The following is a 12,796-nucleotide window of genomic DNA, read 5'->3' as shown; positions in this document are numbered from 1 at the left end:
AATGGATTTAGATAAATATAAAAAAGCATGGGGTAATCAACCAGAGGAGGCTGATAAGGTTTCTAAAGTTGATATCTATAAAATGGCGCATTCCAGGTCATCATCTATTGTAAAATGGATTTTTATTATTGGAATTTTAGAGCTCATATTTTGGGCAGGTTTAAACATATTTTTTGTTGGATCATCATATACAGAAGTATATGAACAATTGCATTTAAATAGTTTTGTAAAAATAAGTGTGTATTTTCACTACTTTGTCATAGTTATATTTTTATATTTCTTTTATAAAAATTATAAATCAATTTCTATTTCTGATACAACTAAAGTGCTACTTCAGAAAATTTTAAAAACAAGAAAAACAGTAAAATACTATGTATATTTTAACCTCTTATATGTAGTTTTTGCAAATATTTTTCTATTGTGTTTTATTTTTTCAGATTTAGACTTATTAATTGAATACTACCATAATCAAGGGATAGCTACTCCTGATAATAAACAACACCTTTTAATTTCATTAATTATAGCTACAGTATTCTTATTAGGTTTCATGGTACTTATTCTTTGGTTATTTTATAGAATAATATACGGTGTACTTTTAAGAAAATTAAATAAAAACTATAAAGAAATATCTAAATTAGAAGAGTTAAATTAACAAAAAAGAGGAAGCAATTAGCTTACTCTTTTTTGTTAGAATAATTTCAATTCTTCAAGTAAAACAGCTAACATATCATCTGTAAAATCTAAATGCGTAACAATACGTATTTTACCATCTCCCATAGAAATTAATAAAATTCTTTTTTGTTCCATCTTTTTAATAAAATCCATTGGATCAATAGCGTCATTCACATAAAAAATAACAATATTTGTTTCAATTGGTTCCACCTTTTTAACATACGAACAATTTTCTAATACTGCTCCTATAGCTTTTGCTCTAGAATGATCTTCAGCTAAGCGATCTACTAAATTATCTAATGCATAAATTCCTGCAGCAGCTAAAAAACCAGCTTGACGCATTCCCCCTCCAAATAATTTTCGCACACGTAGTGCTTTTTCTATATGCTCATTGGTTCCTACTAAAACAGAACCAACAGGAGCTCCTAAGCCTTTAGATAAACAAATAGAAATCGTATCAAATAACTCACCATATTGTTTAGGTGTTTCATTTTTAGCAACCAAAGCATTAAATAAACGGGCTCCATCTAAATGATACGCTAAATTATTAGCTCTAGAAACTTTACCTATCTTAATTAATTCTTCAAAATCCCAACAAGCTCCACCACCTTTATTGGTTGTATTTTCAATACAAACTAATCGATTAAAAGGTACATGAATATCACCTCTACCTAAAGCAGCTTTTTCTAATTGTTCAGCAGTAAACATTCCTCTATCACCATCAATTAAATGTGAGGTTACTCCAGAATTAAATGCAGCTCCTCCTCCTTCGTAATTATATACATGTGCCCATTTATCGCAAAACATTTTATCACCAGGTTGTGTATGTATTTTAATAGCTACTTGATTTGCCATTGTTCCAGATGGGAAAAACAAAGCAGCTTCCATTCCAAACAGTTTTGCTACTTTCTCTTGTAATAAATTTACAGTAGGGTCAGCACCAAAAACATCATCTCCAACTTCAGCATTTAACATTGCCTTTAGCATTCCTTCAGTTGGTTTTGTTACTGTATCGCTTATTAAGTTTATTTCCATTTTTAACTACGGTTTTAAAATGTATTTTTGCATTATGATTACACACGAACAGTTAAAAAATATTACTGAACGAATTGGCAAGTTAAAAGGTTATTTAGAAATTGACAAGAAGTTAATTGAAATTAACAATGAAGAAGAAGAAACTACAAACCCCGACTTTTGGAATAATCCCAAAGAAGCTGAAATTTTAATGAAATCACTCCGTTTTAAGAAAAAATGGGTGAGCGACTATAATTCAGTAATAACAATGAATGAAGACCTTCTTGTATTATATGATTTCTATAAAGAAGACGCTGTTGATGAGACTGAAGTAATTGAGCAATTTGAAAAAACAACTATTTTTTTAGAAGATATTGAATTTAAAAACATGCTTTCTGATGAAGGAGATAATTTAAGTGCTACCATACAAATAACATCAGGTGCTGGTGGTACTGAGAGTTGTGATTGGGTAGAAATGCTTTTGCGTATGTACACCATGTGGGCAGAAAAACAAGGGTATAAATTAAAAACGTTGAATTACCAAGCTGGTGATACCGTTGGTATTAAGACTGTTACTATTGAAATTGAAGGAGATTATGCTTTCGGATGGTTGAAAGGAGAAAACGGCGTGCATCGTTTAGTTCGAATTTCACCTTTTGATAGCAATAATAAAAGACATACTACTTTTGGTTCTGTTTATGTTTTTCCTGTAGCCGACGAAAGTATAGAAATTGATATAAACCCAGCCGACATAGAAATTGTTACTGCTCGTTCTAGTGGAGCTGGTGGACAAAATGTAAATAAAGTAGAAACTAAAGTTCAATTAACTCATAAACCTAGTGGGATAAAAATTTCTTGTTCTAATTCACGCTCTCAACATGATAACAGAGCTACAGCTTTAAAAATGTTAAAATCGCAATTATATGAAATTGAATTACAAAAACGTTTGGCCGCTAGAAATGATATAGAAGCAGGTAAATTAAAAACTGAATGGGGAAGTCAAATACGTAACTACGTGATGCATCCATATAAACTAGTAAAAGATGTACGTACAGCTCATGAAACTGGAAATGTAGATGCTGTAATGGATGGAAATATAAATCCTTTCTTAAAAGCTTATTTAATGTTAAACGGACAAAAAGAGAAATAATGATAAAAATATACCATAATAACAGATGTAGTAAATCTCGTTGCGGATTAGAAATTTTAGAGAATTCAGGAAAAGAATTTGAAGTTGTAAAATACTTAGATAATATTCCTTCCAAAGATGAATTAAAGGAAATAATTAATTTACTTAACATCTCTCCTATTCAATTGGTTCGTAAGAATGAAAAAATATGGAAAGAAGAATTTAAAGGTAAAGAATTATCTGATACGGAAATTATAAATGCAATGGTAAATAATCCTAAACTTATTGAGCGTCCTATTGTTATTAACGGTAAAAAAGCTGTAATTGGACGTCCGCCAGAAAACATTTTAGATATTATTTAAAAAAAAGCTCTCAAAAAATGGAGAGCTTTTTTTAATAATAATTAACAACTAAACTTTTAGTTTGTTATTTTATCATAGTATATTAGCAATTCAATCAATTTATAGATAATACTATGAGAAAAATTTTATTGGGGTTATCCCTCACTTTGATCGCCTCAACAGGCTACAGTCAAATTGCCAAAGAAAGAAAGCAACAGCTTTCTAAGAAAGAAAAAATTAGTACTATGAAAATTCCAACTGATTCTTCAGTTAAGATAGGAAAACTATCAAATGGGATGACATACTACATTAAACAAAATCCAAAACCAGCTAACAAAGTTGAATTACGATTAGCTGTTAATGCCGGTTCAATTTTAGAAGACAAAGACCAATTAGGTTTAGCTCACTTTATGGAGCATATGAACTTTAATGGTACAAAAAACTTTAAAAAGAATGAACTTGTAGATTACCTTCAGTCTATTGGTGTTAAATTTGGAGCGCATTTAAATGCTTATACAGGGTTTGATGAAACTGTGTATATTTTACCAATTCCTAGTGATGATGATGCAAAATTAGAAAAAGGATTTCAAATTCTTGAAGATTGGGCACATGGTGCTTTGTTAGAAGGAAAAGACATTGATGAAGAACGTGGTGTTGTTTTAGAAGAATACCGTTCTCGTAGAGGTGCAGATAGTCGTATGTTAGAAAAATACTTACCAAAAGTAATGCACGGTTCTAAATATGCTGAAAGATTACCTATTGGTACTAAAGAGAACTTAGAAAACTTTAAACATGAAAGTATTCGCCGTTTTCATAAAGATTGGTATCGTCCAGATTTAATGGCAGTTATTGCTGTTGGAGATGTTGATGTAAAAATATTAGAGGAAAAAATAAAATCACACTTTGGTAAAGTTCCAGCGGTTAAAAACCCTAGAAAAAGAGAAGTTGCTCCTTTAAAGAATCATAAGGAGACATTTATTGCTATTGAAGCTGACAAAGAAGCTCCATTTTCTAGAGTACAGTTAATGTATAAAGATTATGATAATGCTAAACCACAAGTAACTGTTGGAGATTATAGAAATTCATTAGTAAAATCTTTATTTTCTCAAATGTTAAATAATCGTTTAGACGAATTACGTAATAGTGAAAAACCTCCTTTTGTTTATGGTTTTAGCTATCACGGTGGTACTTGGGCTAGAGGAAAAAATGCTTATCAATCTATGGCAGGTACAAGTGCAGATGGACAATTGAAAGGATTACAAGCTTTATTAGATGAAAGTGAACGCGTTAAAAGATATGGTTTTAAACAAGGTGAACTTGATAGAGCTAAAAAAAATGTAGTTGCTCGTATTGAAAAAGCTTTTAAAGATAAAGACAAAAGAGCTTCTAATAGAATTATTGGTGAATATGTAAACAACTTCTTAGAACAAGAGCCAATTCCTAGTGTTTCTTGGGAATATAAAGCTCATCAAATGTTATTACCTTCTATAAACCTTGATGAAGTTAATACTATTATTAAAAACTTTTTACACGATGATAACCGTGTAGTAGTAATTACTGGCCCTAAAAAAGTAGTTACTGAAAAACAAGTTTTAGATGCTTTAAATAATGTAAAAACAAAAGAGTTAAAGCCTTATGAAGATAAAGCTGTAGCTACTTCTTTAATGACGAAAGCACCAACTCCTGGTACAATTGTTAAAACTACTGAAAATAAAAATTTAGGGACTAAAACTTTTATTTTAAGTAATGGAGCTACTGTTACTTTTAAAAAGACAGACTTTAAGAATGATGAAATATTATTTGACGCCTTTAGTTTTGGAGGTACTTCTTTATATTCTAATAAAGAATTAAAAGCAACATCTTTTGCTAATGGAGCGCTTTCTCAAGCTGGTGTTAATAAATACTCTAAAACAGATTTATCTAAAATGATGTCTGGTAAAATTGTTAGAGTAAATCCTTTTATTGGAGGTTTAAGTGAAGGATTTAGAGGTTCAGCTTCTCCTAAAAACTTAGAAGAACTTTTTCAAATGGTACATTTATATTTTACTTCTTTAAATAAAGATGAAAAAGCATTTAATTCATATGTAAATAAGCAAAAAAGCTTTTTAGGAAACTTATTGGCTAGTCCAAATTTCTTCTTTCAAAAAGAAATGTCAGAATTTATGAATGAAGGAAATGACCGTTATACTGGTTTTCCAACTCCTGAAAAATATGAAACTGCAGATTATGATTTAGCGTATAAAAAATACCAAGAACGTTTTGCTGATGCAGGTGACTTTAATTTCTATTTTGTTGGTAATGTTGATGAGAAAAAACTTGCTGAGTTTTCAACTAAATACTTAGCTAGCTTACCAGGAAAAAACTTAAAAGAATCATACAAAGTAAATTCTTTTAGACCTTTATCTGGTTCACACTCTAAAACTGTACAAAAAGGTAAAGACCCAAAAAGTAATGTAAGTATTACTTACCAAGGTAAAGCTAAATACAATAAGAAAGACGCTTTAGCTTTTGCTAGTTTAGGTGAAATCGTTGGTATTAAATTAACTGAAAAATTACGTGAGCAAGAAGGTGGAGTTTACTCTTCTAGAACAAGAGGTAATATTTCAAAAATGCCTTATGGATGGTATCGTTTTAATATTTCTTTTCCTTGTGCTCCAGAAAACGTAGAGAAATTAAAAACAATTTCTGTAGATCAAGTTGCATCTATTGTAAAAAATGGTCCAACTGAAGAAGATTTAATGAAAACTAAGAAAGCAATGATTGCAGATCATAAAGAAGATCTTAAAAAGAATCGTTTTTGGTTAAGAACAATTAAAAATGTTGATTACCAAAAAAATGATGCTTCTGATGCTGCTTCTTTTGAAGACCGTGTGAATGCTTTAACTAAAAAAGATATTCAGAAGGTTGCTAAAAAATATTTAACAGATGGTTATATTTTAGGAATATTAAATCCTGAAAAATAATATTGAATATTGTTTTAAATAAATTAAAAAGCTCTCAAGAAATTGAGGGCTTTTATTTTTTTATAAATTGAGATTGAAGAAAACCTAAACCATAACCATAAAACTGAGTAAGTGTAGTAATAATACTTAAAAAAGCTACTTTACTATTTTTATTTTGAAATAATGAATCTATAAATATAAAAGTTAAATAAACTCCATAAAAAGCTAATAATTGCCAAAAGCCAAAAAAAGCAGTAATAATAGCGATGTCTAATCCGAGGATAAATAAACTTGGAAACCAAAAAGTAATTTTAGCCGTTTTTGGATACTTTTTATTAAGTATTGGCCTAGCTGTTCCAAAAGAGAAAGTTTGTTTAAAAAACTGCTTAATAGTACTTCTACGCTTATGATAAACATATGCCATTTCTATTAACTGAGTTTTAAATCCATTTTCCCATAAACGAAAAGTTAAATCAATATCTTCTCCTGTTTTCATTTTAGAAAAACCTTTCGTCTCCTCAAAAGCTTTTTTAGATATCCCTAAATTAAAACTTCTTGGTTGAAATTTCCCTACTCCCTTTTTCTTTCCTCTAATTCCTCCAGTTGTTAATACAGAAGTCATAGAATAATTAATTGCCTTTTGTAAAGAAGTAAAACTTTTATGTGCAGCATCTGGTCCGCCAAAAGCATCTGTATAATGCTCTCGTAATCTTTTATGAACTTCAGATAAATATTGAGAAGGAACTATAACATCAGAATCTAAAATGATAAAATAATTACCAGCAGCTCTTTCCATACCGTAGTTTCTACTCACTCCTGCCCCACTATTTTCTTTAAAAAAATAATGAAGATTTAATTTCTCTTTATAACTCTCAACTATTTTCTCAGAAGAGTTATCAGATCCATCTTCTATAATAAGTACTTCAAAATTATCATGAAAATCTTGTTTGGTAAGACTTTCTAATAATTCATCAATTTCTTTGGGCCGATTATATACCGGAACTATTATAGAAAAATTTAATTTCATTATACTAAAACGCTTTCTTTTATTTGTTCAGTAATACCTTTCCAAAGACTAATTCTTTTTCTCAAAGATTCTTTAGCGTAATATAATACATCATCCCATTTTTGTTGATCTTCTCCACATAATTCTTCAATCATCTTTAATGATAAAGGACCATGCTCATCTCCATCTAATTCAATATGTCTTTTTAAGTAATAAGTAAGTTTACTATAATTTGAATTATCTGTTTCTTCAGTATTTTTAACTATTTCTAAAAACATATCTGGTATTACATCTTCTCTTCCAAACGTAAAACTAGATGCTATTATATGTGGTTCTGATGTAGCTATAACTCCAAATGTAAAGTTAATAAATTCTTTAACTTCATTAATAATTGTTATGCTACTTAATGCTTCATTCACATTTTTTCCATCAATAAGCTTTGATATAAATTTTGCTATTTGAGAAGTATCTGCCCCAGCTTGTTTCATGGCATCAATGTACATTTCAAAATGGCTTTTAGGTTCTCCTGATTCATTTATATCTGTTTCTTCGCCTAATACAATTTCATTTATAAATTGAGCTGTAGTTGAATTTGCTACTGGAAGCCATGGCAAATTAACACAAGTTAAATTCTGTTGTAATGCTTTTAATAATGACATAAAATCCCAAACCGCAAAAACATGAGACTCCATAAATGTTTTTACATCTTCAATATCTTTTAACGATGTATATAAATCATGTGTTTTTAACTCTTCTCTTAACGATTCAAGCTCTTTTTCAATATTTAAAATTGTATTCATAACGTATATATCAATAAAAAATGCAAATCTAACGATTTGCATTTTATTTTTTTATTTATCTAAAAATTACTCTTCAGTAAATTTATCCATTACAGCATCACTTACTCCCATATTAGAGAATCCTCCATCATGAAATAAGTTTTGTAATGTTACTTTCTTTGTTAAATCAGAAAATAATGAAATTGTATAATCAGCACATTCTAAAGCTGAAGCATTTCCTAATGGAGACATTTTTTCTGCATAAGAAATAAATCCATCAAAACCTTTAACTCCTTGTCCAGCTGTTGTTGGTGTTGGCGATTGAGAAATTGTATTTACACGTACTTTATGATCTCTTCCAAAGAAATAACCAAAACTACGAGCAATAGACTCCAAATACGCTTTATTATCAGCCATATCATTATAATCAGGAAATACTCTTTGTGCTGCCATATATGTTAATGCAACAATACTTCCCCATTCATTCATGGCTTGTTTGTTATATAAAACATTCATTACTTTATGAAATGATACTGCTGAAACGTCCCATCCTTTAGTTGTAAAATCATATTTAGAATCTGTATAATGACGTCCTTTACGCACATTTACCGACATACCTATAGAATGTAATACAAAATCTATTTTCCCTCCTAAAATCTCCATAGACTTTTCGACTAAATCTGTTAAATCGTCCATAGAAGTAGCATCTGCAGGAATAATTTCAGATCCAGTCTTTGCTGCTAACTCTTTTATTTGCCCCATACGCATTGCAATTGGTGCATTGGTTAAAACAAACTCTGCTCCTTCTTCATGAGCACGTTCAGCAACTTTCCAAGCAATAGAATTTTCATCTAGGGCTCCAAAAATAATTCCTTTTTTACCTTTTAATAAGTTATACATATTGTTTAATATTTTTATATATCGTTGTTCGTTTGTATGGCAAATATACCTTAATTTAACAATTCTTTTGCGTGTGTTAATGCGCTTTCTGAAATATCCTTTCCACTTAACATTTCAGCAATTTCTACTATTCGCTCTTCGTTTGATAACACTTTTAAATTCGAAGTTGTAACTCCTTTTTCTTCTCCTTTAAATACTTTATAGTGTTGGGTACCTTTTGCTGCTATTTGTGGTAAATGGGTTATAGTTATCACCTGCATATTAGTCCCCATATCTTGCATTATTTTTGCTATTTTATTCGATACTTCACCTGATACCCCCGTATCAATCTCATCAAAAATAATGGTTGGTAATTTTATATTTTTTGATAGAATCTTTTTTATTGAAAGCATAATTCTAGAAAGCTCTCCTCCAGAAGCTACTTTTTTCAACTCCCCAAAATTCCCTCCTTTATTTGCTGAAAATAAAAATGTTAGATTATCTTTCCCATTAGATAAATAAGTTTCAGAATTAGTTAACTCAATTGAAAAACGAGCATTTGGCATTCCTAGTTCTGTTAATAAAAACTCTAACTCTTTTTGTAATTTAGGTATTGCTTTATTTCTTGATTTAGTAACCATAGCAGCTACTTCATCTAATTTTATTGCAACTTCTTTAATTTCTGCATTTTTAGCTGCTATTAAACCTCCTGCATCTTCAACTTGTGCAACTTTTTCCGATAACGACTCATAAATAATTTGCATTTCTTTTATAGAATCAACCGAGTGCTTTTTTTGTAGATTATAAATTAATTGTAATCGATCGTTTAATTCTTCTATTTCATTTGGATTAAACTCTACTTCTTCATTTGCTTTTTCTAGCTCAGAAACAATATCATCCAATTCTATTTTAATACTTGAAACTCTGTTTGATAACTCTTCGTAGTTCTTAGCAAATGAGCTTATTTTTTGTAAATTATTTTCTAATGAATGAAATAAATTCTGGAGTCCAATTTCCTCATTAACAGAAATTTGCAACGCCTCTGATAAATTTAATTTTATTTCCTCAATATTATTTAATTTATCTAACTTTTCTTCTAATACTTCTTGCTCCCCTTCTTTTAAATTTGCCTCTTCTAGTTCTTTAAACAAATGTAAGTTATACTCATATTGCTCTTTAGATTTCTCTGTTTCTTCTTGAAGTACTGTTAATTCCTTTTTTAAAGAATTATATTTGGTTACGCCTCTCTTATAAGATGCTATTTTTGCTTGATTTTTTGCTAAGGCATCTATAACCGAAAATTGAAAGCTAACATCTGATAATTGCATCGTTTGATGCTGGGAATGAATATCTATTAATCTACTTTTTAAAGCCGTTAAAACCGATAATGTAACGGGTGTATCATTTACAAATGCTCTTGATTTACCGGAAGGCAAAATTTCTCTTCGAATTATTGTTTCAGTTTCATAATCAAGGTCTAATTTTTTAAATAAACTTTGTAGAGAATACCCATCAACATCAAACTGTGCTTCTATTACACATTTCTTTTCTGTGTTTTTTAAAGACGATAAATCTGCACGATTTCCCATTACTAAGCCTAAAGCACCTAATAAAATAGATTTTCCTGCCCCAGTTTCACCAGTTATTATTGATAGCCCTTTTGTAAAATCAATCGATAATTGATTGATTAACGCATAATTATGTATCGATAAATGTGTTAACAAATCTTACTTTTTTTAAAGAATAAAAGTAAGGATTTTGAGCGAATTAAATTGCAGCTATTTACTATAAAAATTTATGTCAATTCTTTCCAGTAATCACTATAAAAATTACTTGTTTCTAATAATTCTTTATGACTTCCTTTTATTTTAGTTTCTCCATTTTCTAACACATATATAGTATCTGCGTACTTTTTTAACGTTTCCAAGCGGTGAGAAATAAACAGTATTCCCATATTTTCTTTTAATTTTGATATCAGCTCAATACTAAACCTTTCAGTTTTCCTATCCATTGCTGCTGTAGCTTCATCTAAAATTAATAATTGAGGTTGTTTATATAAAACTCTTGCTAAAGCAATAATCTGTTTTTGCCCACCAGATAAATTTATTCCTTCTTCACCTAATATAGTTGTATATCCTTGTGGAAAATCTTCAATAAACTTATCAAAACCATACTCTTGAAAAAACTCTATAACACTTTCAAGCTTATCTTCTTTACCTAATAAAATATTATCTAATACATTACCATTAAAAATGTTTATTTCTTGAGGTACAACCCCCACTAAATCCCTCCAATGTCTTATATCAATATCTTTAATAGACTCTTTTTTATTGACGATTATCATTCCGTTTTCAAAGTCATAGAATTTTTGAAGTATTTGTCCTAACGTACTTTTACCACTACCACTTTCTCCTACAATAGCAGTAATTTCACCTTTATTGACAGATAAATTTATATTTTTTAGTAATTGACTTCTACCTGCAAAACGAAATGACAAATTTTTAAGCTGTAATGATTCGAAGTTTTGAAGTTTGAGATTTCCTTGTTTTTCTCTTTCTATTGAAGTAAATTCAAACATACGATTAAATGCTATTTTTGCTTCATTAATAGGAATTGCAATCAACGCTAAATTAGTTATTGATGGTAATAAAGAACCAGCTATTCCTAAAACGGCCATCAATTTTCCTAACTGCATTTGAACATCATATACCTGAAAAGAAGTATAGGATAAAATTGCCATTAAAAACAAAACTCCTGCAATACCTGATAATAATGCTAAACGAACGTTGATTTTTCCTAAATCTACAATCTTATTTTGTAAGTTACCAAATACCAATTGATTTACTTTTTGAAAAAACATTTGCCTATTATAATTCTTAATAGTCGCTATACCTTGCATAGAACCTATATAATTACTTTCACTTAGCGCGTAACTTTGCATTACTTCTTTTTGAGATTTTATAATTTTAGAGTTAAAGCTATAAATAATAAAAAAATAAATAGGTAAACTTATTAAAGCTATGACTCCTACTTTCCATGAATAAAAGAATAGGAAACTGAAAGAAACTAAAACTACCAATACGTCTATAATAAAATTACTAGCTATAAATTTAATTACTTTTTGTACTCTATTTGTATCATTTAATCTTGCTACTAGTTCACCTATTTTTCGAGTGTCAAAAAACGGTTTTGGTAGATATAATAGCGAAGAATAAAAAGAATCAATAATACGGTTATTAAAATCTTTAGATTGTCTTATGAGCAACAATTCCCTTAAAGCTGTAAAACCAACCCTTACTAATAATAGAAAAGTTAATAACCCAATACCAAAAATCAATTTTTTAGTGTTTTGAGAAGGTAAAATATCATCAATTAATTTTTGAGAGAACACAGACATTGCCATACCTAATAAGGCAATACCAACACCCAAAACGATACTAATAACTAGTAGTTTTTTATCTTCCTTTAATAAATTTAAAAACCATTCTTTTTTTGATTTCCTAGTTGCTATCTTTTTTACAAAACTATCGTTAGGAGTTAAGGTAAGACAAGTTTTAGAAACCCATATTTTTTCTAACTCTTCTTTAGAATAATTAACTATTCCTCTTGCAGGATCACCAATAATAAATTGATTATTTTTGTAACCATAACACACCACATAATGTTGTAATTTATCTTCTATAATTACATGTAAAACAACAGGTTTCCTATGGTCAATTAATGCTTGTATATGTGCTTCATTTCCTTCAGCTGTAAAACCTATTTTATTTGCTGTTTGATACAATCCTAAAAGTGTAGTTCCTTGTCTAGTAGTACCACTCAACTCTCTTAGTTTTTCAAGTGAACCACTTCCACCATAATAGTTTATTAAAGATAATAAACAAGCAACACCACAATCAGATTGATCGTGTTGTAAAATATGAGTTTTAGTTAATAGTTTTCGATTCATAATATCCTCTCCTTCAAGTTAAACTTGTTTTAGCATCTCATTTTCTGTGAATACGTAATAAGTTCAGAATAAGGTTAAATTATTT

The 12,796-nt window shown here is 29.3% G+C and carries 10 protein-coding genes; 4 read left to right on the top strand and 6 right to left on the bottom strand.

Annotated features, from left to right (window positions below; all coding sequences use genetic code 11):
- Nucleotide 1: 1 nt before the first annotated feature.
- Complete coding sequence (locus tag Q0881_RS05290; RefSeq protein ID WP_299157505.1) at nucleotides 2-652, top strand: hypothetical protein; 651 nt, start codon at nucleotides 2-4, stop codon at nucleotides 650-652.
- A 35-nt stretch (nucleotides 653-687) separates the two neighbouring features.
- Here Q0881_RS05290 and Q0881_RS05285 read toward each other — a convergent pair whose 3' ends face one another.
- Nucleotides 688-1,707: a GntG family PLP-dependent aldolase gene (locus Q0881_RS05285; protein WP_299157504.1), complete on the bottom strand. Its 1,020-nt coding sequence runs from the start codon at nucleotides 1,705-1,707 to the stop codon at nucleotides 688-690.
- A gap of 34 nt (nucleotides 1,708-1,741) precedes the next feature.
- Here Q0881_RS05285 and prfB point away from each other — a divergent pair, with 34 nt between their 5' ends.
- From prfB to Q0881_RS05270, 3 genes are all read left to right on the top strand, one after another.
- On the top strand, nucleotides 1,742-2,836 hold the full coding sequence (gene prfB, locus Q0881_RS05280) for a peptide chain release factor 2 (protein WP_299157502.1): 1,095 nt from the start codon (nucleotides 1,742-1,744) through the stop codon (nucleotides 2,834-2,836).
- The gene (gene arsC / locus Q0881_RS05275) at nucleotides 2,836-3,177 is read left to right on the top strand and encodes an arsenate reductase (glutaredoxin) (RefSeq protein ID WP_299157500.1); all 342 of its coding nucleotides are present in this window, start codon (nucleotides 2,836-2,838) and stop codon (nucleotides 3,175-3,177) included. Before prfB ends, arsC begins: the two co-directional genes overlap by 1 nt.
- A 113-nt stretch (nucleotides 3,178-3,290) precedes the next feature.
- Nucleotides 3,291-6,119 (top strand): pitrilysin family protein, encoded by a 2,829-nt coding sequence (locus Q0881_RS05270; protein ID WP_299157498.1) that lies wholly within the window; start codon nucleotides 3,291-3,293, stop codon nucleotides 6,117-6,119.
- A gap of 52 nt (nucleotides 6,120-6,171) precedes the next feature.
- Here Q0881_RS05270 and Q0881_RS05265 read toward each other — a convergent pair whose 3' ends face one another.
- The 5 genes from Q0881_RS05265 to Q0881_RS05245 all read right to left on the bottom strand — a co-directional run bounded on the left by Q0881_RS05265 (nucleotide 6,172) and on the right by Q0881_RS05245 (nucleotide 12,711).
- Nucleotides 6,172-7,125: a glycosyltransferase gene (locus tag Q0881_RS05265; RefSeq protein WP_299157496.1), complete on the bottom strand. Its 954-nt coding sequence runs from the start codon at nucleotides 7,123-7,125 to the stop codon at nucleotides 6,172-6,174.
- Complete coding sequence (locus tag Q0881_RS05260) at nucleotides 7,125-7,904, bottom strand: DUF3050 domain-containing protein (RefSeq protein ID WP_299157494.1); 780 nt, start codon at nucleotides 7,902-7,904, stop codon at nucleotides 7,125-7,127. Before Q0881_RS05260 ends, Q0881_RS05265 begins: the two co-directional genes overlap by 1 nt.
- Nucleotides 7,905-7,970: 66 nt before the next feature.
- On the bottom strand, nucleotides 7,971-8,783 hold the full coding sequence (locus tag Q0881_RS05255; protein ID WP_299157492.1) for an SDR family oxidoreductase: 813 nt from the start codon (nucleotides 8,781-8,783) through the stop codon (nucleotides 7,971-7,973).
- A 50-nt stretch (nucleotides 8,784-8,833) separates the two neighbouring features.
- Nucleotides 8,834-10,486 (bottom strand): DNA repair protein RecN, encoded by a 1,653-nt coding sequence (gene recN, locus Q0881_RS05250; RefSeq protein ID WP_299157490.1) that lies wholly within the window; start codon nucleotides 10,484-10,486, stop codon nucleotides 8,834-8,836.
- A gap of 71 nt (nucleotides 10,487-10,557) precedes the next feature.
- Nucleotides 10,558-12,711 carry a peptidase domain-containing ABC transporter gene (locus Q0881_RS05245; RefSeq protein ID WP_299157488.1) on the bottom strand — a complete coding sequence of 718 codons (2,154 nt, stop codon included), beginning with the start codon at nucleotides 12,709-12,711 and terminating at the stop codon, nucleotides 10,558-10,560.
- Nucleotides 12,712-12,796 lie beyond the last annotated feature (85 nt).

Source organism: uncultured Tenacibaculum sp. (genome assembly GCF_947494125.1).
In the GTDB taxonomy this organism is placed as follows: domain Bacteria; phylum Bacteroidota; class Bacteroidia; order Flavobacteriales; family Flavobacteriaceae; genus Polaribacter.
The sequence above is the reverse complement of the archived record's forward strand: the minus strand, read 5'-3'. Positions and strand labels throughout refer to the sequence as shown.

Excerpts from the sequence above, each read along its gene's own strand:
- Q0881_RS05290 (WP_299157505.1), top strand. The coding sequence starts at position 2 with ATGGATTTAGATAAATATAAAAAAGCATGGGGTAATCAACCAGAGGAG.
- Q0881_RS05285 (WP_299157504.1), bottom strand. The coding sequence starts at position 1,707 with ATGGAAATAAACTTAATAAGCGATACAGTAACAAAACCAACTGAAGGA.
- prfB (WP_299157502.1), top strand. The coding sequence starts at position 1,742 with ATGATTACACACGAACAGTTAAAAAATATTACTGAACGAATTGGCAAG.
- arsC (WP_299157500.1), top strand. The coding sequence starts at position 2,836 with ATGATAAAAATATACCATAATAACAGATGTAGTAAATCTCGTTGCGGA.
- Q0881_RS05270 (WP_299157498.1), top strand. The coding sequence starts at position 3,291 with ATGAGAAAAATTTTATTGGGGTTATCCCTCACTTTGATCGCCTCAACA.
- Q0881_RS05265 (WP_299157496.1), bottom strand. The coding sequence starts at position 7,125 with ATGAAATTAAATTTTTCTATAATAGTTCCGGTATATAATCGGCCCAAA.
- Q0881_RS05260 (WP_299157494.1), bottom strand. The coding sequence starts at position 7,904 with ATGAATACAATTTTAAATATTGAAAAAGAGCTTGAATCGTTAAGAGAA.
- Q0881_RS05255 (WP_299157492.1), bottom strand. The coding sequence starts at position 8,783 with ATGTATAACTTATTAAAAGGTAAAAAAGGAATTATTTTTGGAGCCCTA.
- Q0881_RS05245 (WP_299157488.1), bottom strand. The coding sequence starts at position 12,711 with ATGAATCGAAAACTATTAACTAAAACTCATATTTTACAACACGATCAA.